The 22,047-nt window shown below is 58.7% G+C and carries 27 protein-coding genes; 24 read left to right on the forward strand and 3 right to left on the reverse strand.

Going from position 1 to position 22,047, the window contains the following annotated elements:
* The first annotated feature begins 3 nt into the window (after nucleotides 1–3).
* From CWO91_RS02995 to CWO91_RS03010, 4 genes are all read left to right on the forward strand, one after another.
* Nucleotides 4–480 (forward strand): NifX-associated nitrogen fixation protein, encoded by a 477-nt coding sequence (locus CWO91_RS02995; protein WP_091881680.1) that lies wholly within the window; start codon nucleotides 4–6, stop codon nucleotides 478–480.
* Nucleotides 477–677, forward strand: coding sequence for a CCE_0567 family metalloprotein (locus tag CWO91_RS03000; RefSeq protein WP_018319619.1), 201 nt, complete (start codon nucleotides 477–479; stop codon nucleotides 675–677). The genes CWO91_RS02995 and CWO91_RS03000 overlap by 4 nt, the downstream gene beginning before the upstream one ends.
* Before the next feature lie 14 nt (nucleotides 678–691).
* Complete coding sequence (fdxB, locus tag CWO91_RS03005) at nucleotides 692–991, forward strand: ferredoxin III, nif-specific (protein ID WP_018319618.1); 300 nt, start codon at nucleotides 692–694, stop codon at nucleotides 989–991.
* A 281-nt stretch (nucleotides 992–1,272) separates the two neighbouring features.
* On the forward strand, nucleotides 1,273–1,668 hold the full coding sequence (locus CWO91_RS03010; RefSeq protein ID WP_018319617.1) for a Rieske (2Fe-2S) protein: 396 nt from the start codon (nucleotides 1,273–1,275) through the stop codon (nucleotides 1,666–1,668).
* Nucleotides 1,669–1,677: 9 nt separating this feature from the next.
* Here CWO91_RS03010 and CWO91_RS03015 read toward each other — a convergent pair whose 3' ends face one another.
* Nucleotides 1,678–2,268: a hypothetical protein gene (locus tag CWO91_RS03015; RefSeq protein ID WP_130212179.1), complete on the reverse strand. Its 591-nt coding sequence runs from the start codon at nucleotides 2,266–2,268 to the stop codon at nucleotides 1,678–1,680.
* A gap of 273 nt (nucleotides 2,269–2,541) precedes the next feature.
* On the opposite strand from CWO91_RS03015, the gene CWO91_RS03020 reads away from it, so the two are divergent.
* The 15 genes from CWO91_RS03020 (at nucleotide 2,542) to CWO91_RS03090 (ending at nucleotide 13,161) form a co-directional block, all read left to right on the forward strand.
* Nucleotides 2,542–2,862, forward strand: a complete 321-nt coding sequence (locus CWO91_RS03020; protein WP_091881683.1) for a HesB/IscA family protein — start codon at nucleotides 2,542–2,544, stop codon at nucleotides 2,860–2,862.
* Nucleotides 2,863–2,904: 42 nt separating this feature from the next.
* Entirely contained in the window at nucleotides 2,905–3,195 is a 291-nt protein-coding gene (locus CWO91_RS03025; protein WP_130212180.1) for a NifU family protein, read from the forward strand.
* Nucleotides 3,192–4,373: a cysteine desulfurase NifS gene (gene nifS, locus CWO91_RS03030; RefSeq protein ID WP_130212181.1), complete on the forward strand. Its 1,182-nt coding sequence runs from the start codon at nucleotides 3,192–3,194 to the stop codon at nucleotides 4,371–4,373. Before CWO91_RS03025 ends, nifS begins: the two co-directional genes overlap by 4 nt.
* Nucleotides 4,370–4,594 carry a putative nitrogen fixation protein NifT gene (gene nifT / locus CWO91_RS03035; RefSeq protein ID WP_018319613.1) on the forward strand — a complete coding sequence of 75 codons (225 nt, stop codon included), beginning with the start codon at nucleotides 4,370–4,372 and terminating at the stop codon, nucleotides 4,592–4,594. Before nifS ends, nifT begins: the two co-directional genes overlap by 4 nt.
* Nucleotides 4,591–5,451, forward strand: coding sequence for an SIR2 family NAD-dependent protein deacylase (locus tag CWO91_RS03040; protein ID WP_130212182.1), 861 nt, complete (start codon nucleotides 4,591–4,593; stop codon nucleotides 5,449–5,451). The genes nifT and CWO91_RS03040 overlap by 4 nt, the downstream gene beginning before the upstream one ends.
* Nucleotides 5,452–5,794: 343 nt before the next feature.
* A complete protein-coding gene (nifB, locus tag CWO91_RS03045) occupies nucleotides 5,795–7,354 on the forward strand; it encodes a nitrogenase cofactor biosynthesis protein NifB (protein WP_165405197.1) in 1,560 nt (519 codons plus the stop codon).
* A 10-nt stretch (nucleotides 7,355–7,364) separates the two neighbouring features.
* Entirely contained in the window at nucleotides 7,365–7,589 is a 225-nt protein-coding gene (locus CWO91_RS03050; protein ID WP_091881697.1) for a 4Fe-4S binding protein, read from the forward strand.
* A 360-nt stretch (nucleotides 7,590–7,949) separates the two neighbouring features.
* The gene (locus tag CWO91_RS03055) at nucleotides 7,950–8,264 is read left to right on the forward strand and encodes a nitrogen fixation protein NifZ (protein ID WP_130212183.1); all 315 of its coding nucleotides are present in this window, start codon (nucleotides 7,950–7,952) and stop codon (nucleotides 8,262–8,264) included.
* Nucleotides 8,261–8,500 carry a nitrogen fixation protein NifZ gene (locus CWO91_RS03060; protein ID WP_091881703.1) on the forward strand — a complete coding sequence of 80 codons (240 nt, stop codon included), beginning with the start codon at nucleotides 8,261–8,263 and terminating at the stop codon, nucleotides 8,498–8,500. Before CWO91_RS03055 ends, CWO91_RS03060 begins: the two co-directional genes overlap by 4 nt.
* 15 nt (nucleotides 8,501–8,515) lie before the next feature.
* A complete protein-coding gene (locus CWO91_RS03065) occupies nucleotides 8,516–8,875 on the forward strand; it encodes a DUF3024 domain-containing protein (RefSeq protein WP_130212184.1) in 360 nt (119 codons plus the stop codon).
* 34 nt (nucleotides 8,876–8,909) lie between these two features.
* Nucleotides 8,910–9,179: a hypothetical protein gene (locus CWO91_RS03070; protein WP_130212185.1), complete on the forward strand. Its 270-nt coding sequence runs from the start codon at nucleotides 8,910–8,912 to the stop codon at nucleotides 9,177–9,179.
* A gap of 41 nt (nucleotides 9,180–9,220) precedes the next feature.
* Nucleotides 9,221–10,375, forward strand: a complete 1,155-nt coding sequence (locus tag CWO91_RS03075) for a DegT/DnrJ/EryC1/StrS family aminotransferase (protein WP_130212211.1) — start codon at nucleotides 9,221–9,223, stop codon at nucleotides 10,373–10,375.
* Nucleotides 10,376–10,718: 343 nt separating this feature from the next.
* Nucleotides 10,719–10,940, forward strand: a complete 222-nt coding sequence (locus tag CWO91_RS03080; RefSeq protein WP_130212186.1) for a hypothetical protein — start codon at nucleotides 10,719–10,721, stop codon at nucleotides 10,938–10,940.
* A gap of 23 nt (nucleotides 10,941–10,963) precedes the next feature.
* Nucleotides 10,964–11,410, forward strand: a complete 447-nt coding sequence (locus CWO91_RS03085) for a Rieske (2Fe-2S) protein (protein WP_433995542.1) — start codon at nucleotides 10,964–10,966, stop codon at nucleotides 11,408–11,410.
* A gap of 1,403 nt (nucleotides 11,411–12,813) precedes the next feature.
* Nucleotides 12,814–13,161, forward strand: a complete 348-nt coding sequence (locus tag CWO91_RS03090; protein ID WP_130212187.1) for a (2Fe-2S) ferredoxin domain-containing protein — start codon at nucleotides 12,814–12,816, stop codon at nucleotides 13,159–13,161.
* Nucleotides 13,162–13,608: 447 nt separating this feature from the next.
* On the opposite strand, the gene CWO91_RS03095 is transcribed toward CWO91_RS03090, so the two are convergent.
* Nucleotides 13,609–14,352 (reverse strand): OmpW family outer membrane protein, encoded by a 744-nt coding sequence (locus tag CWO91_RS03095; protein ID WP_208752974.1) that lies wholly within the window; start codon nucleotides 14,350–14,352, stop codon nucleotides 13,609–13,611.
* Nucleotides 14,353–14,733: 381 nt separating this feature from the next.
* Complete coding sequence (locus tag CWO91_RS03100) at nucleotides 14,734–15,228, reverse strand: ArsC/Spx/MgsR family protein (RefSeq protein ID WP_245471103.1); 495 nt, start codon at nucleotides 15,226–15,228, stop codon at nucleotides 14,734–14,736.
* Nucleotides 15,229–15,800: 572 nt separating this feature from the next.
* Here CWO91_RS03100 and nifH point away from each other — a divergent pair.
* From nifH to CWO91_RS03130, 5 genes are all read left to right on the forward strand, one after another.
* The gene (gene nifH / locus CWO91_RS03105) at nucleotides 15,801–16,685 is read left to right on the forward strand and encodes a nitrogenase iron protein (protein WP_091882104.1); all 885 of its coding nucleotides are present in this window, start codon (nucleotides 15,801–15,803) and stop codon (nucleotides 16,683–16,685) included.
* Between the two features lie 149 nt (nucleotides 16,686–16,834).
* Nucleotides 16,835–17,626 carry a nitrogen fixation protein NifQ gene (locus CWO91_RS03110; RefSeq protein WP_130212188.1) on the forward strand — a complete coding sequence of 264 codons (792 nt, stop codon included), beginning with the start codon at nucleotides 16,835–16,837 and terminating at the stop codon, nucleotides 17,624–17,626.
* A gap of 297 nt (nucleotides 17,627–17,923) precedes the next feature.
* Nucleotides 17,924–19,114, forward strand: coding sequence for a homocitrate synthase (gene nifV, locus CWO91_RS03115; protein ID WP_433995543.1), 1,191 nt, complete (start codon nucleotides 17,924–17,926; stop codon nucleotides 19,112–19,114).
* 477 nt (nucleotides 19,115–19,591) lie between these two features.
* Complete coding sequence (gene nifW / locus CWO91_RS03120; protein WP_091881723.1) at nucleotides 19,592–19,933, forward strand: nitrogenase stabilizing/protective protein NifW; 342 nt, start codon at nucleotides 19,592–19,594, stop codon at nucleotides 19,931–19,933.
* Nucleotides 19,934–20,927: 994 nt separating this feature from the next.
* Nucleotides 20,928–22,037 carry an electron transfer flavoprotein subunit alpha/FixB family protein gene (locus CWO91_RS03130; protein ID WP_091881727.1) on the forward strand — a complete coding sequence of 370 codons (1,110 nt, stop codon included), beginning with the start codon at nucleotides 20,928–20,930 and terminating at the stop codon, nucleotides 22,035–22,037.
* The last annotated feature ends 10 nt before the right edge of the window (nucleotides 22,038–22,047 follow it).

Raw genomic sequence — 22,047 nt, forward strand, 5'->3', positions numbered from 1 at the left:
GATATGACCGCAAAAATAGAGCAGCAGGGCAGCGCCGTCGACGCGCCGTTCCTCAAGGAGTTGATCAAGATTTGGCGTGCTCAGGATACCAACGGAGCCTGGGAGGCGAAGAGCGATCTTGACCTGCTCGAACCCTATATCCTGGACAAGGAGAAACGGCGCGCATTGCCGATTATCGGTGATCCTGATCCCGATACGCTGTGGCGGCTTAAGCTGTTCTTCGATGCGGTCGCGCTCTCGATCGAGAGGGAAACCGGTGTGATGATCCAGCCGATCCTGGATCTGCATCATGAAGGCTTCGGCCGCATGGTGCTCATCTCAGGCCGGCTGATCGCCGTGAACAAGCAGCTGCGCGATGTGCATCGCTTCGGATTTCCTAATTTCGTAAAGCTCGCGCAGGAGGGCGACAAATATGTCAGCGACGGAATCGACCTGATTCGGAAATTTCCGGACGTGGCGAACTATTGGGGATACTCATGAGCGATCGTGAAACACTGAAGGCAGAACTAAAGAAGCTGTCTGTCAAGGCGACACAAGCCAAGATGGATCTGCACGATCTTTCGGAAGAATTGCCCGTCAACTGGACCTCAATCATGGTGGTGGCGCAGAAGGCGCACAATGCCTATGCCGAACTCGAGCGCAAGAGCCATGATTTGAAGGCGCTGGAAAATACTTAAAAGGGGCCCGACCCATGTCATTTGCAACGCGCGATGGACGCAACTGGACACCAGAATATCTGATCTCGATCAATAGCAAGAAGTGCATCGGCTGTGGCCGCTGTTTCAAGGTGTGCGGTCGAGATGTCATGACCTTGAAAGGTATCAACGAGGAGGGCGAACTTGTCGACCTCGACAATGACGAGGACGATGAAATCGAAAAGAAGGTCATGATTCTGAACGATCAGGGCGCTTGCATCGGCTGTGGTGCATGCGCCAGGGTTTGCCCGGCCAACTGCCAGACCCACGTTTCAGGCGCAGTCGAAGCTGCGTGAGCGAAGGCGGCTACCAGCCACCGCGTTAGCTCTCCGGCAAATGGTCCAGAAAGGTTGAAGCGCGAAAGCTGCAGCTGCGCAGCCAGCATGGAAAGGGCAGCAAGGCTCAATGCTCGTGCGAATTGGTCTGAATTATGCGCCCGGGCCAATGAAGTGTGCCGCAATGGCGAAGCTTGCGCGTTGGATTGCCAGAAACACGATCCGTTCCGGCACTTGTAGGGTTCTTGCAGGGGTGATTGCACAGCGACAATGAAGAACGTCTTGCAATAAACGAGCGATGAATGCAGCCAAATCCCATCTATGCGATTTGCGGCTTTAACGAGATTCCGAGCCGCCAGGCCATGGGATTCCATCTTATGGTCGTCGAAGATGACGGCAATCACCGGCCGTGGTCCATCATTGTGGTGCGCTGGGGCAAAAAGGTGCTTGGCTATGTCAATAAATGCCCGCACAACAGCGTCAATTTGGACTGGGAGCGGAACGAATTCCTCGATCCATACGGTATCCGGCTGATGTGCGGCAAGCACGGTTCGACCTTCGAACTCGGCACCGGGCGGTGCGTCGAAGGTCCATGTCAGGGTAGAGCGCTCACACCGATCGCGTTGGCGGTTCTGGATGGTGATATCTGTGTCCTCGGTGTGCGTCTTGTCGAAGACGATGCATCTCCCAACAACTGAAGACCGCGCTCAGACCGGCCGGTTTTCGTTGCGGTTTTTCACGGGCTCCATCCTCTTTAGCCCGTCGTGGTACGAGATCTCCTCATAGGACAAATCGAGATCCTTTGCGGCATCGAGGAGGTAATCAAGCTTGCCGCCCGGATCGAGCTTCTTGATGTCGTCCTTGTTGAGCCCGACCAGGTCCATCATCTCCTTCCAAACGGTGGATTCATCGCACGGTAGGACGTGGAAATTAATATCACCGAGCTTGATTCGATATTTCGCGAGCAAATCTATGTTGTTGCAGAAGATGAAGTAGCGGCCGTTTGGGCTTAAGGCACCGTCAAGGACGGTCGCGACGTCAGCAAGATAGGCGAAGGAATGCAGGTAGCCGGCCAGCACCGGAATAGTGCGTTCTCCGTCCTGCGCGATCGTCAACACCTGTTCGATCGAATAGTCCGGCGGCCGTTTCTCGTCCGCGACTTGAGTCTGGAATTTTAGTGCGACGTCGCCGCGAAAGCCGAACCGGCCCGGCTTGGTAGTCCCGCTTTTGAGTACGGCATTGAGCAGGCGGCCCTCCTTCTCAAGTCTGCCGAGTGCGGTGTTCTCGATTGCAGTCATTAAATTCTTCCTCGATCTAAGCTCTTAACCGACGCCTTGGCCGGTGCCAGATGCGATGCAAATTGCTTGCCGTTGCATGCGTCGCGGCCTTCGTCGTAGCTTAGAAAGAAAACGCGTCAATGGGCTGCGATCGCCTCAAGTAGCCTTGTCAGGAACCCGACACCGGTCCCAAAGCCAACAGCCGCGATCCGAAAAAGTGAGCATCATCAAGCGTCTGCGCGCTGGCACGTGACTTGCCCTTGGTAGCTAAATCCAAGCTGATGAGGGAAAGCCGTGATCAACCTGACGGATAGCGCAGTGAATGCAATCAAGAGCGCGATTTCATCGTCGACGCACCCGACCGGCGGGGTGCGCGTCATGATCGAAGCAGGCGGCTGCAATGGATTCAAATACAACATGGGTCTGGCCGAGGAAGCGAAGCCTGACGACACCGTGATCGAATGCGACGGGCTGAAGGTGTTCGTCGATAACAAGAGCCGTGAGCATCTGGTCGGTACGACCATCGATTTCGTGATGGCACTGGAGAGCTCTGGCTTTACCTTTCATAACCCGAACGCCACCGCGAACTGCTCCTGCGGAAAATCGTTCAGCTGATGAAAAAAATCGTTCGAGCTGATGAGGAGCAGACATCGAAGCATGCCGGCCGAACCAGAACAACTAAGGCAATCGTCGTCCACTGCGACAGACCGAGAGCGTCGCATTCGCGGCGCAATCGAAGAGATCCGACCCAATCTGCAACGCGACGGTGGCGACTGTCACCTGATCGGAATTGATGGCAGCAGGGTCATCGTCAGGCTGACCAGTGCCTGCACGTTGTGTAAGCTTTCGAGGGTGACGCTGGAAGGCATTCAGGCGCGGCTGGTCGATAAACTCGGCGAATTGGTTCGCCTGATCCCCGTAGCTGCTGCAGGCGAGGCAGTGGATTGAGCGAAAATCGAGTGCCGATTTACCTCGATAACAATGCAACGACACGGACCGATCCATCCGTCGTGCAAGCCATGTTGCCGTTCTTCACCGAGCAATTCGGCAATGCCTCGTCCACGCATGCCTTTGGCAGCGAGGTCGCAGTCGCTCTGAGGCAGGCCCGGCGTAGCTTGCGGGGCCTGCTAGGGAACGCATACGATCATGAAATCGTTTTCACATCGGGAGGGACCGAGGCCAATAATGCCGCGGTCCTCTCTGCGCTTGCGACGCAGGAAGACCGCGACGAGATCGTCACCACCTCGGTAGAGCACTCCGCCGTTCTTGCGCTAACCGAGCAATTGGCGGCAAGAGGAGTCAAGACGCACATCGTACCCGTAGATTCCCGCGGACGGCTCGACATCGAGGCGTTTCGCTGCGCGCTCGGGCCACGCACAGCGATTGCCTCGGTTATGTGGGCCAACAACGAGACCGGAACGATGTTTCCTGTGGAGTTTCTGGCCGGGTTGACCCGTGAGGCGGGCGCGCTGTTTCACACAGATGCGGTCCAGGCCATCGGTAAGGAGCGCGTGAACCTAAAGGACAGTGCGATCGACATGCTGTCGCTATCCGCGCACAAACTGCACGGCCCCAAGGGGATCGGCGCGCTATATTTGCGCAAAGGGACAAAATTCCGGTCGCTGATCTGCGGCGGATCACAGGAACGAGGGCGCCGCGGTGGGACTGAGAATATTCCCGGCATCGTCGGCCTCGGAAAGGCTGCCGAGCTTGCGGCGGAGCGGCTCGAACCGGAGCGCGTTCGCATTAGCGCGTTGCGCGACCGCCTTGAGCAGGGAATTTTGCATAATGGCGAGTGCGTTGCGCTCGGCGATATCAGCAATCGATTAGCGAACACGGCCAATATTGCCTTCGATCATCTCGAAGCCGAAGCCATCGCTCACCATCTCAATCGGGCGGGCATCGCCGTGTCGATCGGATCAGCCTGCAACTCCGGCTCAATGCAGCCATCGCATGTTCTGCGTGCCATGCAGGTGCCGGCGTGGCGGATACGCGGCGCGGTGCGCTTTTCTCTGTCGCGTGAAACCTCCTTCGCGGAGGTCGATGAGGTCGTGTGCGCAGTGTCCGACATCGTGGCTCGCCTGCGCGCCACCTCCCGCGTCACAGTCAGGGAGTTGACCTCGTGAAAATCATGATCCGCCGGTCTCCGGACGCGGGCCTGTCGATCTACGTGCCAAAAAAGGATCTCGAAGAGCCAATCGTGGAATCCGAGTACGAGACGCTATGGGGCGGCTGGATCAAAGTAGCTAATGGCTGGGTGCTCGATTTGCCCGAGATGGCGAGCGACACACGGTTACCGATCACAATCAACGCTAAAAAACGGGGCGAGAACGGGGACGATCCGTGAAGGCGCCCCCGCAGATCGACTTTGTCGATGCGGCCGATGCAAAGGCCACGCTCGTGGACATCGCTGCCGGCCTGAGGGCCGCGAGCATTGTTCCCTATCTCGGTCCTGGCCTCGCCGAATTGTGCAGATCCGATGTTCCGACCACACCAGAGGCGTTGGCCGGCTTCGCCAGCAAGGTTGCGCTGCCGCGGCGGGCTAGGGGCAATGCGTGGGCGTCGGCGCAGCATATCGAGATCAGCAAACATCGGTCCGCCGTGACGGCATTGATGACGCAGGCCTTCGCTCGGCCAGTCGAGCCGACGCGGTTGCACCATCATCTTGCGTCCTTGTCGCTGCCCGTCATAGTAGACGCCTGGTATGATGCCGCCATGCGCGCGGCGCTGGGTAAGCGCGATGGATGGGGCGAAGTGCAGGGCATCACCCGCGTCGGCATTGGGGAGAACCGCTGGTATCGCTTTTACGATTCAGTTGGCCAAGAGGTCGACAGTGCCGTGGCCGGCAGCTGGGCGACGGTGCTGTACAAGCCGCATGGCAGCGTGCAGCCGGCCAACAACTTCCTTATCTCCGACGCTGACTATGTCGAGGCGTTGACCGAAATCGACATTCAGACGCCAATTCCGGACATCGTCAAGGAAAGGCGAACCGGACAGACCTTTCTCTTCATCGGCTGTCGCTTCAACGACCAGCTGTTGCGTAGCTATGCGCGGCAGATCATCAAGCGCTCGGCCGACACCAAATATGCGATCGTTGATCCGGACGCGCTCTCTCACAACGAGCTCCGCTTCCTACTCGAGCAAGGCCTGACACCGCTTGCGATTGGGCTCCCTTGGGCGATTGAGATACTGCTGACCCATTAGTGGCCTTGTGAAGCCCGGATCCCCCAGCTCGTATCGGCATATTGCGAGAGCCGCAACGCGAAAAAACCCGTTCAGATGGAGCCGGGTTCCGGCGAGCTTAGTGCGAGAATGAATGCGCAAGCCATGGAGCTCTGCGTGAGAATGACGACGTATCTGTCGCATCGTCAACAAGAGCATCATTGCTGTTCTCAGATGCGCCAGAGACGATCGTTTCCGCTAACGCGTTGGCGTATGGCTGCAATTTCATCGTCTCCGCCATGGCATGCAAGTTGCTACCCGGCTTCTTGAGGTTCGCTCACGGATGGTCCTGGGTGGCCGATGATGCCTGCAGGGAAAGATGAAAATGAACGCGGTCGTCGAACGCGGAGAATATGCTAAAGCTGCAGTGGATAGCGGCAAGATGATGCAGCCCGCCGCCGAGCATAAGGGCTGCCGCGCTTTGGCCAAGACCGGGCAGGCGAGCTGCGGCTCGCAGGCAGGCCAAGGCGATCTGCCGACCGAAATCTGGGAAAAGGTCAAGAACCATCCATGCTACAGCGAAGAAGCGCATCATCATTACGCCCGCATGCATGTCGCGGTCGCGCCTGCCTGCAACATCCAGTGCAATTACTGCAACCGAAAATACGACTGCGCCAATGAATCGCGTCCGGGCGTGGTGAGCGAGAAGCTCACGCCTGAGCAGGCGGTAAGAAAAGTTATCGCGGTAGCGACCACCATTCCCCAGATGACGGTGCTTGGCATCGCTGGTCCCGGCGATCCCCTGGCCAATCCAGCAAAGACGTTCAAGACGTTCGAGCTGGTCGCCAAGGCGGCTCCCGACATCAAGCTGTGTCTGTCAACCAACGGACTGGCTCTGCCGGACTATATTGATACCATCGCCAGGTCCAAAATTGACCACGTCACCATCACCATCAACATGGTCGATCCCGAAATCGGCGCCAAGATCTATCCGTGGATCTTCTTCAACCACAAGCGCTACACCGGCATCGACGCGGCAAGGATACTCACCGATCGCCAGCTGCAAGGCCTCGAGATGCTTAGCGAACGGGGTATCCTGTGCAAGGTCAACTCGGTGATGATCCCAAACATCAACGACGACCACCTGGTCGAGGTCAACAGGGCGGTAAAGTCGCGTGGTGCCTTCCTTCACAATATCATGCCGCTGATCTCCGCGCCCGAGCACGGCACAGTATTTGGCCTCAACGGTCAGCGCGGACCGACGGCGCAGGAATTGAAGTCGCTGCAAGATGCTTGTGAAGGGGAGATAAAAATGATGCGGCATTGCCGCCAGTGCCGCGCCGATGCGGTCGGTCTACTCGGGGAGGATCGCAGCGCAGAGTTCACCACCGATCAGGTCATGAAAATGGACGTCCAATATGACTTAGAGATGCGCAAGGCGTATCAGGACAGGGTAGAGGATGAGCGTGCCGCCAAAATCGCGGCCGGCCAAAAGGAGCTTGCGGAATTTGCCGGAGAGATGAGCGCGATCACTCTTCTGGTGGCCGTCGCAACCAAGGGCTCGGGATTGATCAACGAGCACTTTGGGCATGCAAAGGAGTTCCAGGTGTACGAACTTTCTACATCCGGCGCCAAATTCGTCGGCCACCGCCGCGTGGACGTTTACTGCCAGAGCGGTTATGGCGAGGAGGATAGGCTTTCCGCCATCATGCATGGCATCCGTGACTGTCATGCGGTCTTCGTGTCCAAGATCGGCGGCTGCCCGAAAAGCAATCTGATCAAGGCGGGGATCGAGCCGGTCGATCAATACGCCCATGAGTTCATTGAGAAGTCGGCGATTGCCTGGTTCAGATCCTATCTGGACAAGGTGAAACGCGGGGAGATCCAGCACGCGCAGCGCGGCGACGCCGCGATCCGGCAAGGATCTCTGATCTCTGCAGCGTAAGGGGGAATATGTGCCATTCAAGATCATCGCCTCGCAGTGCACGAGCTGCTCAGCCTGTGAACCCTTATGCCCGAACGTTGCCATCTCGGAGAAGGGGGGCAGCTTTGTCATTGAAGCGGCCAAATGCACTGAATGTGTTGGCTATTTCGACGAGCCGCAATGTGTCGCCGCCTGTCCGGTCGACAATACCTGCGTGGTTGACACGTCCTTGCCTCGCTACCAGGCGCCAGCCTAAAGCGTGAACCCCCATGAACGGCATGCCGAGAGCTGGTGCTGAAAACGTCGCAAGCTTCGTGCTGCGCGTTGGCGGAGGCGCAGGCGCCGACGTTCGGTCCTCCATCACGGACGACGACTGCGCTGGATTGCCCTGCGATCGTGCTGTTGCTGGTCGGCAGCACGGCCCTGGCGAGCATTTCATTCCGCGTGGCGGTCCAAAGGCGCTTCGCGACGTCGAGAGCGGCCTTTCAGGCGGCGCTGCCATCGTCGATGTGACTGTCGATGCCGCGCGAGCACGAAATGATAGAGGATCTCGCCTGCGGTGGGCCAGGCGGCGTCCCTGCACCTCTACGAGAGAGCGATGCATGAGGAGCGGTACATGACCAGCATTGTTCGCGACAGCGACGTCGTCGAGCTCAGCGGTCCGCCCGTCTTCAGCTTTGGCCAAAAGCTGCGAGCCAATCGCACCATCCGCAATGATGGCACCTATCGCGGCAAGGAGATTGGCGACGTTTTGGTCAAGAAGGGAGAGGTGGGTTACGTCGTCTCGATCGGCACGTTCCTGCAGCAATTCTACATCTACGGCGTCGAGTTTCTGGAAAGCGGCTACCGTGTTGGCATGAAGCGCAAGGAACTAGAGCCGGTGGACGCCTGCGCGGAGATCGATGATCTGCCATTGCCGGAGGAGTCATGACCCAGCCCGGCTTTCCGAAATATCGGCGGGGCCAGCGGGTCAAAACCGCAGTCGACCTCATCAACGACCGCTCATTTCCCAATACGGAGCCCGAGGGAGTCTTGCTCGCCGCCGGAGCGACCGGCGAGATCATCAACGTCGCTATCCATACCGAAGCGAACGTGCCGATCTATATTGTCGATTTTGGTGAGCAGCTGCTCATCGGCTGTCTTGAAGAAGAAATCACAGTACTTTGAATGGAGGCTTTCGCCATGAATGCCGCGCTGATGAGAAAGGTAAAGGCCGGGCTGGTGCCTCACCCCAACGAGCTCGATCGCAAACGGATCGAGCGCGGCTTGAGCTCGCGCAAGCGCTATCTCTACGTCTCGCCGAACGTGACGCAGGTGAGGGGCGGCTACCTCGTTGAGAGCCCCTGTTGCTCGCGCAACATCGACAAGGATGGCGCTCTCATCGACGTCGCGCTGATTCTTTATGATGCCGTGAGCGGGATCTGGAAGCTGTTTCGCAAGAACCACGCGCGAGGAATTTGGGAATTTTACAGCCTTTACCATCGCTTGACTTCTGCAATCGACGAATTGAACGCGGATCCGGAGCGTCTGTTCTGGCAATGACGAACCGCCTTTGACGAGTCATAGAGGAGCCACGATGGCGCTCACCGCGGAGGAATTGATCGAAATCGAGCGGCTGCTTGCAGCCGATGGCGCCGAGATGGATCCGTTTGTCGAGCTGCGGCGCCGCTTTCCGCAGCTTGCTTGGGTGCGCTGTGATGCGTCGGATGTGGCGGATCAGCCGTTCCGGAAGTTTCCTCGTTTCGACCTTCATCTGCTCGATCGATCGGATCACTGCGTGCAGATTACGGCCGATCCAACGCGGGCGACCGGCATCGTATTGGCCAAAAGGAATGTTGGACGGTGAGCACTGAACTAGCAGAGTGTCGGCTTGATGGCGCGCACACTGTGGAGGAAAATACATTTTTCATTCCACTGTCCGATCCCGATATCACCTTCGCCGAGCTCTCTGCCGTGGAAACGCTGCTCTGTTCGCCGCAAATCTCCAACGGGCAGATCACTGAGGCGTTTGAGCAGGCTTTCGCGGCGTATCTTGGCCGCAAATATGCTGTTGCGGTCTCCAGTGGTACCATCGGGCTCCTGCTTGCGCTGAAGGCGCTCGGCATCGGCCCGGGGCAGGAGGTTATCGCCTCGCCCTACTCCTTTCGTGAGACCGCGCATGCCATCAGCCTCGCAGGCGCACGAGCAGTATTTGCCGATATCGACTATTGGTCGGGAGCATTGATCCCAGCGAAGGCCGAAGAGCGCATCACGGCCAACACGCGGGCGATTGTCGCCGGCAATCCCAACGGTCATCCCGCGCCGTGGTCTGAACTGCGCGCGGTCGCGCAGCGCCATCAGCTGCTGCTTTTGGAGGATTCCACCGAGGCGATCGGATCGAGCTACAAGGGTGAGCTCGTCGGCCGGTTTGGCGACCTCGCGGTGTTCGACTTTGCCCAGCCGGCGGCCCTAACCTGTGGCGAAGGCGCAATGGTGGTGACCGACGATATCGACATCGCGGTCGGCTTGCGTCGCCATCGCGCCCATCGCCTGGATGAACGCTCCTCCGTTGTTGTCGGTAGCACGGCACCTTACCAGGCCGGCATGAGCGATCTCACGGCTGCCTTGGGCCTGGCGCAGCTCAAGCGACTCGATGAAATCCTAGAGCGGCGTCGCTTGGTCGAGCAGCTCTACAACGCGCATATGCAGTCATTTGAGGGCATCAAGCCGCCTTATGTTGGCCCCGATGTGACCGAGGTGAACTGGTTGCTTTATCTCGTTCATCTGGGGACACGCTTCACGCGATCGGGGCGCGACGCCATTATCGATGATCTGCGAGGCGCACGGGTTGAATCCGCTGCCTATAGCCAGCCGCTGCACTTGCAACGCCACTACTTTGACTTCGGCTATCGGCGTGGCGATTTCCTGGTTACGGAAAAAATAGCCGATCGCGCTCTCGCGCTTCCGTTTCACACCCATCTCACGAGCAAGCAGATCGAGTTTATCGTCGAGACCATGAAAGATGCATCGATCAACGTGGGAGCGGGTGCAGCGATTTACTGAGATGCTCGTCATCCACGACACGGAAGAACGAGGAGTGAATTGCGATGATCGTAGTTTTTGTCGTCGCGAGAGATGAGCAAGGGGACGGAGGATAATCGTTTGTGGCAGCGTTGCCGGGCGCACATCGTGATCCACATGGCGGGAGCGCGCCGGATGCGCGGAGGCATGTACTCGTCTGGGAAGGCCGCAAGAGAAATGTTCCAAGCGAGCGCGAAGAAGACCTGCTCGATAGTAGAAAAGGCACATCCAAGGCGCGGCTTGAGGCGCCCAAACCAAGCACATCACCGTCGAGATCCTCGGTGCCCGCTCGGGATCTTTAGAGTTACCAAAACAGGGGATCGGTATGAACTCGCAACAAGTCATCATCCACGTCCGCTTCGGTCCGAACGGGAGGGTGATCCAAATCAGCGAGCGTCCGGCGAAGCTCACGCCGGACCAATGGTTTGATGTCCTCAACGCCCGTGCCAGCTCGGCTTATCGGCAGCTCGCTCGTGGCCGTGGGATTTTTCGGCTGAGCCGGACTGCGATCGATGCCTTCAAGCAGGAAACTGCGAAGCCGGGATGAGCGAACCGATAATCGGCAACCTGATGAGCGATCAGATCGAGGTTTTTGCCGTCTGTCCGGCCGATGCCATCGAGCGGAGTGGGGCCATGGGCTTTAGCCTGTCGCGGATCGATGATAGGGGCGAGAGCCGGCCCTTTCCAATTATTGTGGTGCGCACCTTCGGCAACGACTATTTTGGTTACGTCAATCGTTGTCCGCATGAGAGCGTCTGGCTCAACATCGGCTCCGGTGCGTTTTTCTCGGCGGACCGCTCCTTTCTCAGGTGCGGCCGGCACGGTGCAAGATTTGAGATCGACACTGGGATTTGCATCGACGGCCCCTGCGATGGACAATCGCTTGAGCCGGTAGCGCTCGCCGTGATCGAAGGTGACGTCTGCCTGTGCGGCGTCAAGCTTCTGGAAGACGATCGGTTTGCCGACCCGTTCGGAGACAGCGACGAAACCATGGATATCACGATCCATCCGGGCTAATGGGCCTATCGCTTTGTTGTGCTCAAGCTGCCTGAGGCGCTTTGCCGTCGGATGAGGCCGACGTACTCGTGAGCGTTGGCAGATGCGTGTCACGGCTTTTGACTTGTGAGACAAAACGGGAAACCCGCCGGATAGCGGCCTTGCACTCCGCGACCTCCGCCGCACCAAGAAGCTGCTCTTGCGCTAGCTCGCCAAATCGAGCCGGCAGGCAGGACATGCTTCTTACTGCCGGCGATATGTTCGAGCGGGAAATGCCCCCGGCGGCTGGAAGTTCGCCGAGGGCATCGTCTGGGCTGGGACAATGGCGGGACCCAGACTGACAGGACCGTTTGGGGAGGAGGAATGACGATCCTGTGTCAGAAGTTCTTTGGCCGGCCGGCGCAGCTGGCGTTATTGCCTGCGTTGCAACTGCCATGCCAAACCTCCGTTCGTGCGACGCCCTTAGCGAATGGCGCCACCATCGTCAGCTAGAGTCGGTTAGGAGCAAATGCATTAATGAGCACGTGCTCCTTGCTCCGCATTCGCCGCTGCAAGCGCGTGTTGCGAAGCGTGCGCCCAATCTGGGACCGCTGTGTTGCCGGTTTGCCGTTGCTGCCGATGGGGATTGCGGCAGGCTTGGTCTGCAGCCTCAAAGGTGGCTCGGCGATCATCCCTGCCTCGTTTGGCTCTCCCGACAGGCGCTATCTGTTGAGGCAAACGATAGATCGGCAGCGGCGGAACGCAGCGTCCAGCTTCAGGGCGAAAAAGATGCTGTAGGCTCGCGCCGGACGATGCGGCCAGCCGATCACGCGACGGCAGAACAGAGCACTCGATTCACCGGGCGATCGTCGAGAATAAAGGCTCCTCGATAGGCGGCACGAGGGTCATGAAGATCGCTGCTCATTCCAAGATATGATAGCGCAAGAGCTGGGCAAAATAACCGAGAGTCTCGGTTATTCTGCGTACGAACTGCAGAAGGTTGAAGCGGGAGGTCAAACGCTATGCGAGGTTTGTCGTGTCCGAAACAGAAGCGAACGACATTGTCGCAACCTCGGCAATAATTGTGAGTCGCGCCGGGCAAAGCAAGGGATCGTTGCAGAAACGAACGTTACGCATCTGGTGTGCAACTTGCTTTGGAGAAGTTGGATGGTGAGCAAGTGATGCGGGAGTGGAAAGATCGCGATGACGGACGAAGACGTTGGAATTGATCAAGGAGGCTGCTCCGGACGCGAAGGTATCTATCGCTGATCTTCAGCGACGACAATCACGATGGCGCCCGCTCATTTCGCCTGCTTTCGCAAGCGCGAGTGGGAATCAGTTGAATCAATTGGTCGATGCGGCGTTAAACCTTAAGAGATTATGGGGGGCGATGTGCTCGCACCTTGTCTCTTTCAGATGAAACCCATTGATCACAGGATAGGCGCATGAACTCAGAAACCGAATTCGAGCTTCCTCAACTCTATAGGCATCATGTCTTTGCCTGCAACACGCAGCGTCCGCCAACTCATCCGCACGGCAGCTGTGGCGCCTCCGGCGCGCAAGCCCTGTGGGATCGAATGGGCAAGGCGATCGAAGCGCAAGGCCTCAACGATATTGGTTTCACGATGGCAGGCTGCCTTGGCTTTTGTAACTCTGGTCCCTTGATGATCGTCTATCCCGACGGAGTGTGGTATCGTGCGACCACGCCCGAGGACGTTGACGAAATCGTAAACTCCCACCTCAAGCAGGGCAAACGTGTCGACCGTCTTGTGATGGTGCTAAAGCGAAGCTAGAGGCTTCGCTTAGCGGCCACTTGCCCGGGCTAGCAAGCATGGACGGCTTGTCCGTCCATGAGCTGGCCGCTCAGAGCTCGGATCGTCTAAGGTTGAGCGGAGGCCTCCCGCTCCGGGTCTGCGAACAACAGGTCATTGATCTTGGCGCGGCGTGCCGCCTTTTTTCTCGGGCCCAATAGGCAAATGGCGCCTTTGCAACGCGCGACGAAACAAGAATATGATCATATCTGTGTCGATCTGTTGGTGTACCGTCACTCCATGCACGCGATCCGCAGCTCACAGCGAGAGCAAGGCTGCGAATGGCTCCCCGCGTCTCGCGAGATGACGCGTCCTTGACGCGTCATCTCGCTCCGTGCTTGCACTGCGGTGAGGTTAGGGGACGCGCTCGATCAGCTCGCCGCGTCCGGGTTGATCAAACGGATTCCCCTTTCTGGTCCTGTTCTAGCGTCAGAATTTGTAAGTGACGCCGCCGCTGACAAGCCATGGGTCGATATTGGCGCGGCCGGTGACGGCAATCGCATTGTTTACGGTCGCGGAGTACTCCGGCCGCAGCCACAGCTTCTTAACGTCAAAGTTGAGGCCCCAGTGACGATCAAGCATGTAATCGAAGCCGAATTGGACCGCCGCGCCGAATTGGTTGCTGATGCGAAAATCCGTCACGGCAAGACCGGGGAGCAAAGTATTGGCTGCCGATTGGTTGAAGAATGCGGTGTAGTTGATGCCCGCGCCGATATAGGGCTTGAACTGGCCGAAATCGGTGAAGTGATATTGCAGGGTCAGTGTTGGCGGTAACAGCCAGGCTTTACCGATATCGAGGCCAGTGAGCGCGCCATTGCCGCTGATGTGATGGCTGGTCACGCCGAGAATGAGTTCGGCGGCAACGTTCTTTGTGAAAAAATAGGTGATGTCGAGCTCGGGTATGGCTCGATCGCTGATCGAAAGCCCAGAGCTTGGTGAGGACAGCGAGGGCGCCCCGGCGACACTGACCGAGCTGCCTGCGGTATCCGGCAAAACGCCAAGCACGCGCAGGCGGATCATCCATGGGTTGAACGGTTCGATCGGAGACGCTTTATAGTAGACCGGCGCCGGACCCAGATCCGCAGCCCGTACCGAGATGCTGGCCAACGAGGTCGCTAGCGCGAGGAGCGATGCCGTCGTCAGAACTGTCCTTGTTCTCATCGAATTCTCCATTCCAAAAATTCGCGCGAAGAGCCGCGCGAGATCTCTGTCACACATGGGGAATGGCGGAGGATTTGATGCCGATCAAAATGGGAGCGGCCGTAGCGCAATTATGCCGCTAAGTTGCATAAGGATCACGGCCGCGAAGCGTGGTGGTCTGTTCTGATCGTTATTCAATTCAAGAGAGCCGAATCTCTTCAAGAAACTGCCTCTCGGTTTGGTGCTCTGATCCAATGCAGGCCGCGGAGGTCATGCGTGATAAAGGCGGCAACTGCGGCGACTTCTCTCACACACTGCAAAGGCGAGAAGCGCGGCATTCGAGCGCAATATGGGCGACGCCGACTTACGGAGCAGCCACTCGCGCGGGCGTCTCAGCGAAGGTCCCGTCGCCTACTACCCATGAAGGAAGCCGGAAGTGGGAAACGTCATTCCTTGCCTCGTTTGATGGCCTTGGGGGTACGCTCCGCCGTTTCCCCACGCCTGCAGACAACGCGCGCGGTTTGCTTCGTGCAAGCATCCCTCGAGATCATCTTGCGTCTTGCGGCCAAGCAGCGAAAGCACGGGCTCATGATCGAGTCCGGCACATCGTGCCCCGTCTACGTCGATCAGCGGTCGTCGTATCAAGAGCGGATCGCCCACCATCAATGCGAGTGCGCTTGCCGCGTCGATGGTATTGGGATTGACTTCGCCTGACTTGATACGAGGCGCAGCTCGGTTGAACCAGGAGCCGACGGGCATATTGCCGAAGAAGCCGCGCAATTCCTCCGCATCCCATGGCTTCTTCAAGATATCTTGGGCGATCACGTTGTGGCCGGCGGACTTCAGCGCTTGAATCTGACGCGCGTTAGTGGCGCAGCCGGGCTTCTGATAAAAGATGATTGTCGCCACGATATACCTATTTAGGCGCGCCGAGCTGAACGATTGGCACGGCGCTGCTGCTTCCGGGAGCCCATTCGAATTTCTTGCCGATCATCTCCAATGTCAGCGCACCAAGCGCCGTACCGTATATGCAACACTGCCGCTAGTCCGCCAGGTTTCGAGCCCGACCGGCATATTCACTCTCCTCAAATCGCCCGCCTTGCGAGAAGCGCAGCAAGTTCCGTTCCACACAAGGGATCGGGAACAGGTCCCGCCAAATCGGCTTTTCGCGTTGATGGTTGTGGTCGTTGTTCGTTTTCTGACAGCCGCGCAGATCCTGTCAGATCCAAAACAGCCAGGATCACTCACCGGCTGGTTGGTTTTTAGAAACGTAATCAGAAGCTTAAGGAGCGCGGTCAAGCGTTGGCACGGCGGTTGCTAATAAGCGGCAGCAACACTGAGTGAGGGCTGAGTGCACGCCGACGCGTAAGACGAGCGATGCGCTCCTTCCCTTGAACCCGTGTGCCCCCGTTTCTGAGAGAGAAACAAGCTCGCGCGCAAGAAGCGCGCAACTTTTGGCAAATCGGTTGATGGAGAGCAACATGTCTTCACTGAGACAAATCGCGTTCTACGGGAAGGGCGGCATCGGCAAGTCGACCACTTCGCAGAACACGCTGGCGGCGCTGGCCGAGATGGGTCAGAAAATCCTGATTGTGGGGTGCGATCCGAAAGCGGACTCGACCCGCTTGATTCTGCACGCCAAGGCGCAAGACACGATTTTGAGTCTTGCAGCGAGCGCCGGCAGCGTGGAGGACCTCGAGCTCGAGGACGTAATGAAGGTCGGCTACAAGGACATTCGCTGCGTGGAGTCTGGTGGTCCTGAGCCGGGTGTCGGCTGCGCCGGCCGCGGCGTCATCACCTCGATCAATTTCCTGGAGGAGAACGGCGCCTACGAGAACATTGACTATGTCTCATACGACGTGCTCGGCGACGTCGTTTGCGGTGGCTTTGCGATGCCGATCCGCGAGAACAAGGCGCAGGAAATCTATATCGTGATGTCCGGTGAAATGATGGCGATGTATGCCGCAAACAACATTTCCAAGGGCATCCTGAAATACGCGAACTCTGGTGGCGTGCGGCTGGGCGGTCTGATCTGCAACGAGCGGCAGACCGACAAGGAGCTGGAACTGGCGGAAGCGTTGGCCAAGAAGCTAGGCACTCAGCTGATCTACTTCGTGCCGCGCGACAACGTGGTGCAGCATGCCGAGTTACGCCGCATGACGGTGCTCGAGTATGCACCCGAGTCCAAGCAGGCCGATCACTATCGCAATCTTGCGACCAAGGTTCACAACAATGGCGGCAAAGGCATCATCCCGACCCCGATCTCCATGGACGAGCTCGAGGACATGCTGATGGAGCATGGCATTATGAAGCCCGTGGACGAATCCATCATCGGCAAGACCGCCGCCGAGCTCGCGGCCTCGTAAAGGTCGCGAGTCGCGGCCTTGCAAAGGCGCGCGACGGATGCCGGTCTCCCAAACCGCCCATCCCGGGAGGCCGGCATTCTGACGATCGACCCTGACCAGAACCAGGATTCGGCGGGGCAAACCTGACCACTGTGGAAACCCACAAAATTATGTCCGAAGCGCACTTCCTTCCGTTGATGGCTGCTTGTGCCGTTGGTGCCAACAGCCAGATGCACAGGGGAATTGCAACCTACAGCCTGCTCACCGGTGTGCCTCCTGCAGATGCCGATATTGCCATTGACAGCAATCTCGATCGCCATGTCCTGGCGTCCATCCTGGCGGCTGCCACAATGGATGGTGGTTCCCTTCCCGAGAAGGCCGGCCTGTCTGGCCTTGAACTGGCGGCCTTGCTGGAGCAGTACTTTCCCTCCCTTGAGATCAAGCTCGCGGAGCAGCTCTCGGCTTTCAAGTGCGAAGACGACGACGAGATCGCAATGCTGCGCGATTTCTTGCTCAAGCAACGCTCGACGGAAGGGGATATCGGCCGCTGGCTGGCTGCGATGATCGCGCGCCGCGCCATTGAGCCAAACCATCTGTGGGAAGCTCTCGGCTTGCGCAATCGTGGCGAACTCTCTCGGCTGCTGAGCCGCCATTTCGCGCCGCTCGCCGTGCGCAATGTCAACAATATGCGCTGGAAGCGCTTCTTCTACCGCATGCTTTGCGAGGATGAAGGCCTCGTGATGTGCACAACACCCGTGTGCACGCAATGTGTCGACTTCAACCTCTGCTTCGGCGAAGAAAGCGGTGAGAGCCGGATGGCCGAGCGCCGGCGCGATTTTCTGTTGCAGGCGGCTCGGCCGGTAGTTGCCGGCGACTGGCCATCTGAACTGCCACAAGGGTCCGCGATCGCCCCGTCATCCGCGAAGGCCTCGCCGGATTTGGTAAGCCGCGCGGGAGGTTGAGGGCGCGGCTGACGCCGTTTCGAGGCGAGCGAGTGACCATGTGTCCAAAGCGGCGGCGGCCCAAAGTGCTCCGCGACAATTCTCGATATCCCGGCGCGCCGCAATTGCATTAGCGTTCGAACTCGGCGTGGCAACAGGCAAGGCGTCCGCTTCATGGGCCTGTCGCATTTGCGACAATCCATTTGCTGAAGAAGGTCCAGGACCGAAGCGTTAGCTTCGTCAGTGGGTTGCCTGGGACGGCGGGCTGGCATGCTGGTTGCTGAAGCTTAGGTAGATCAAACAATGAGGAGCTCTCGCGTGATTTCCGCCAGCACCGCCGCCAAATCGTCTTGGTCCGACCAGGTGCGCGCCAAGCCCACCGTGCTCAACGACACGACATTACGCGACGGCGAGCAGGCACCTGGCGTTGCGTTCACCACAGAGGAAAAGCTGGCGATCGCGCAGGCGCTGGCGCGGGCCGGAGTCACGGAGATCGAGGCGGGAACGCCGGCGATGGGCAACGAGGAGATCGCCGCCATTCGCGCCATTGTCGAAGCAGATCTTCCGCTGACCACCATAGCTTGGTGCCGGATGCGGAAATCGGATGTCGACGCGGCGATCGAAGCAAAGGTGTCCATGATCAATATGTCGATCCCGACCTCCGATGTCCAGATCGCGGCCAAGCTAGGTGGTCATCGCGACCTGGCGCTGGAACGGGTGAAGCGAGTGGTAGGCTATGCCTGTGCGCGCGGACTTGAGGTCGCCGTCGGTGGTGAGGACTCCTCCCGCGCCGACATCGATTTTCTCATCAGACTGATGGCAACTGCAAAAGCCGCGGGCGCGCGTCGCTTTCGTATTGCAGATACGCTCAGTGTGCTCGATCCGGACGCAACCTACGCGCTGGTCAGGAATTTGCGTGCGACCACCGATCTCGAACTCGAATTTCACGGTCACGATGATCTCGGACTCGCAACCGCCAACACGCTCTCCGCTATCAAGGCTGGCGTGAGCCACGCCTCAGTGACCGTCATCGGGCTGGGCGAGCGGGCCGGAAATGCCCCGCTCGAGGAAGTCGCGGTCGCACTCAAGCAGCTCTACGGGCGCGAGACCGGCATCATACTCCCGGAGCTCGAGAACGTCGCCGCGGTGGTTGCAGCCGCGGCCGCACGTGCGATTCCTATGAACAAGGCCATCGTCGGAGAGCATGTATTTACGCACGAATCCGGCATTCATGTCGATGGCCTTTTGAAGGATCAACGCACCTATCAATCGCTTGATCCCGTTTTGCTTGGCCGCTGCAACCGCTTTGTGATCGGCAAGCATTCCGGACTTGGGGCGATCACCGCGTTACTCGATGAACTGCAGCTCGTCGCCAGCGCCGATCAAGCCAGACAGATCCTGTCGCAAGTCCGCAAATATGCCATCGAGCACAAGCGGCCGGTCGAGCGCGAAACCCTGGCGGCGATCTGGCGCGACGTGTGCGGATGCCTGGCAACCCACCCCGCGTGAAAAGCCGTGTCCAACAGCATTTGCGTCGACCATTCGCAAACCGACGGGCCGCAAGGACGGTGTCCGATAGCGCTGATGGGCACAAGCGGCGTCCAGCTTTCGCACGTCAGATCCCCTGGCGCGATCTCACCTCCAGATCTTACTTGCCGTTCCGCCATACATGCTGTGATCTCCTACCCAATGGCGAGCCGTCCCCGGACTGCCAATCGGCGTCTTCTCGCGCGGCTGATTTCCGGTCCGGCGACCGTCCTGACGAGCGTCAACCTCGATCGTGGTTTGGCGATTGATCCCGGATCTTCATCGGAACTGACGTCGTCACCGGCGGACCTGCCGATCTGGAGCAGCGAAGTTGAGGGCACCGCTTTCCGGAGTCAGGCTTTGGCGATGCGGACAGCTGTGCGAGGCAGGACGGCAGCAGTCAACAGGAGCCGCCCCATCTCCTTAAACGTCCAGAGCTAATCCGAAGGAGGATTTTCGATGATCAACTCATCCCCGGCAGCCGGTATCCTGGATCGGCTCAGCAAGGCCTCGTCGGCAGAGGATTTTTTTTCGCTGCTTGGCGTCGATTACGACCCTAAAATCGTGAATGTCGCGCGCCTTCACATCTTAAAGCGCATGGGACAATATTTTGCCAAAGAGCAATTTGCTGGTGCCGCAGAGCCGGAAATCAGAGCTCGGTGCAAGGCGATGCTGGAGCAGGCCTATGCCGATTTCGTGGCATCGTCACCGATCGACCAGCGAGTGTTCAAGGTTTTGAAGGATGCCGTCGCAGACCCTAAGAAGGCCGCGGCCTTTGTCCCGCTGAGCGAGCTGAAGTGATCTCGCGCTCCACTGCAAGCAAGGTTTGCCCGACGGGGCGCCGTGGCAACCCGATGTGCAGCCTTCGTCTTTATCCGGGTCAACTCTCTGCAGCGAAGACCCGAGCGACGCCTGTCGTATTCCCGACCCATGTCTGGACTGGTCGTGTCCACGGTATCAGCGGCTATTTCAAGTGTCTGCCAAACCATGACTTTCGACTGACTTTCAATGGTTTTTGCAACTGGTACGACACTTGCTGTTGTCCTGCCGATCCGATCATCGATGCCGACAGATGGTAGTCGTCCGAGATGAGATTGAAGGAAGACCCATGATGCTGCTTTTACTGCCTGCCGAGCGCTGCGGCATCATCTCGTGGCCTACGATCGCGCCAGGTCCGTTCGAAATGGTCTTTGACGCGATCGAAGTTCCGTATCGACGGTGAGATGGTGGTCAATGGATAAGTCGCCCGTTCGCGCTACACCTGGAGAGGGTATGTACAGCGCCCGCATCAAACCGGTCCCCGATTCCGCGCAGGTTTGTATCCATCTCATAGCGGATAGCAACATGCGTCAGGAAGAGGGGCAACGTCGGCCCATACGGGTTGTCGGCGCTGGAGGCTCGGCATGGATGGCGTGACAGGTGCGTTGCCAGGATCGCCCTCGTCGTCACAGTCAATGTGGCGCCGCTGTGCCGAAAGTGACGCGCAGGTATTGCGCAGCGAACGGACTCGCCAACTCAGGCATGAAAGCGACCGGTCAGAATCACCGCGGCGCCCTGGCCGCCGCGGTGGCGCTCGTCGAACCCGGCGCGCAGGGGTCCAGTGTGGAAGACCTCTCCAAATCCGGCCGGACCGGTACGTCTATCGCGACGACGCGTCTTGTTGTGCGGCCGGTCGGACCAAGCAGACGGGGCAAAGCAGCCGGCCACTTGCTGACCAAAAGTGATCTTCAGTTAACGAAGCTAAAAAGCAAAACCTGTGGCGCGGGCGCGCCTATCTTTGAGGGGAATTTAGAGTATGAGCAATGTCACCAAAACGGCCATGCCGGCGGCGGCCGGCCGCGCAGCAGCCAAAAAAGAACTGCCGGAGCACTTTAAGGCGTATAAGCACGTCTGGGTCTTCGTCGAGCTGGAGCGCGGCCAGGTGCATCCGGTTTCCTGGGAGCTCATGGGTGCGGGGCGCAGGCTTGCCGACAGGCTAAAGGTGAATCTTGCCGCTGTCGTTATCGGTCCGGAGGGGCAGCACACACGTAACGCCGCGCTTGAAGCCTTTTGCTATGGCGCCGATCTGGCCTATCTTGTGAGCGACAATGTTTTGTCGGATTACCGCAACGAATCCTATACCAAAGCGCTAACCGAACTCGTCAACACCTACAAGCCCGAGATCCTTCTGTTGGGGGCGACGACGCTCGGTCGCGATCTCGCAGGTTCCGTGGCGACGACACTGTCGACGGGGCTCACTGCCGACTGCACCGCGCTGGACGTCGACGCCGATGGTTCGCTTGCGGCGACGCGTCCGACTTTTGGCGGCTCGCTGCTCTGCACGATCTATACCTTGAATTATCGTCCGCAGATGGCAACCGTCCGCCCGCGGGTCATGCCGATGCCTGAGCGCGTCGTACGCGATGCCGCTCGTATCATCGTCCATCCGCTCGGCCTTGTCGAAGACGATATTGTCACAAAAGTATTGTCGTTCCTACCCGACCGCGATGCAGAAACGTCCAATCTGGCCTATGCCGATGTCGTGGTCGCGGGCGGCCTGGGGCTGGGATCGCCTGAGAACTTTCGGTTGGTGCGCGAGCTCGCAACTCTGCTTGGCGCCGAATATGGCTGCTCGCGTCCTCTGGTGCAAAAGGGGTGGGTTACGTCTGACCGGCAAATCGGCCAAACGGGCAAAACCATCCGGCCAAAGCTCTATATTGCCGCCGGCATTTCCGGCGCGATCCAGCACCGGGTTGGCGTGGAGGGCGCGGATCTGATCGTCGCCGTCAATACTGACAAGAACGCTCCGATCTTCGACTTCGCCCATCTCGCGATCGTCAGTGATGCCATGCAATTGCTACCGGCGCTGACGGCCGCATTTCGCGCCCGGCTTTTGCCGAATTCGCGCGCCCGGATCGCCGTCTAGAGGAGATGAT

The sequence above is a fragment of the Bradyrhizobium genosp. SA-3 genome (genome assembly GCF_004212635.1).
Taxonomy (GTDB): domain Bacteria; phylum Pseudomonadota; class Alphaproteobacteria; order Rhizobiales; family Xanthobacteraceae; genus Bradyrhizobium.

Bases quoted from the DNA above. Each gene is read 5' to 3' on its own strand.
- CWO91_RS03060 (WP_091881703.1), top strand. From the start codon at position 8,261: ATGACCCAGCCCGGCTTTCCGAAATATCGGCGGGGCCAGCGGGTCAAA.
- CWO91_RS03090 (WP_130212187.1), top strand. From the start codon at position 12,814: ATGAACTCAGAAACCGAATTCGAGCTTCCTCAACTCTATAGGCATCAT.
- nifW (WP_091881723.1), top strand. From the start codon at position 19,592: ATGATCAACTCATCCCCGGCAGCCGGTATCCTGGATCGGCTCAGCAAG.
- CWO91_RS03025 (WP_130212180.1), top strand. From the start codon at position 2,905: ATGCCGGCCGAACCAGAACAACTAAGGCAATCGTCGTCCACTGCGACA.
- CWO91_RS03055 (WP_130212183.1), top strand. From the start codon at position 7,950: ATGACCAGCATTGTTCGCGACAGCGACGTCGTCGAGCTCAGCGGTCCG.
- CWO91_RS03010 (WP_018319617.1), top strand. From the start codon at position 1,273: ATGCAGCCAAATCCCATCTATGCGATTTGCGGCTTTAACGAGATTCCG.
- nifH (WP_091882104.1), top strand. From the start codon at position 15,801: ATGTCTTCACTGAGACAAATCGCGTTCTACGGGAAGGGCGGCATCGGC.
- CWO91_RS03110 (WP_130212188.1), top strand. From the start codon at position 16,835: ATGTCCGAAGCGCACTTCCTTCCGTTGATGGCTGCTTGTGCCGTTGGT.
- CWO91_RS03065 (WP_130212184.1), top strand. From the start codon at position 8,516: ATGAATGCCGCGCTGATGAGAAAGGTAAAGGCCGGGCTGGTGCCTCAC.
- CWO91_RS03080 (WP_130212186.1), top strand. From the start codon at position 10,719: ATGAACTCGCAACAAGTCATCATCCACGTCCGCTTCGGTCCGAACGGG.
- CWO91_RS03130 (WP_091881727.1), top strand. From the start codon at position 20,928: ATGAGCAATGTCACCAAAACGGCCATGCCGGCGGCGGCCGGCCGCGCA.
- CWO91_RS03085 (WP_433995542.1), top strand. From the start codon at position 10,964: ATGAGCGATCAGATCGAGGTTTTTGCCGTCTGTCCGGCCGATGCCATC.
- nifB (WP_165405197.1), top strand. From the start codon at position 5,795: ATGAACGCGGTCGTCGAACGCGGAGAATATGCTAAAGCTGCAGTGGAT.
- fdxB (WP_018319618.1), top strand. From the start codon at position 692: ATGTCATTTGCAACGCGCGATGGACGCAACTGGACACCAGAATATCTG.
- CWO91_RS03015 (WP_130212179.1), bottom strand. From the start codon at position 2,268: ATGACTGCAATCGAGAACACCGCACTCGGCAGACTTGAGAAGGAGGGC.
- CWO91_RS03095 (WP_208752974.1), bottom strand. From the start codon at position 14,352: ATGGAGAATTCGATGAGAACAAGGACAGTTCTGACGACGGCATCGCTC.
- CWO91_RS03000 (WP_018319619.1), top strand. From the start codon at position 477: ATGAGCGATCGTGAAACACTGAAGGCAGAACTAAAGAAGCTGTCTGTC.
- CWO91_RS02995 (WP_091881680.1), top strand. From the start codon at position 4: ATGACCGCAAAAATAGAGCAGCAGGGCAGCGCCGTCGACGCGCCGTTC.
- CWO91_RS03070 (WP_130212185.1), top strand. From the start codon at position 8,910: ATGGCGCTCACCGCGGAGGAATTGATCGAAATCGAGCGGCTGCTTGCA.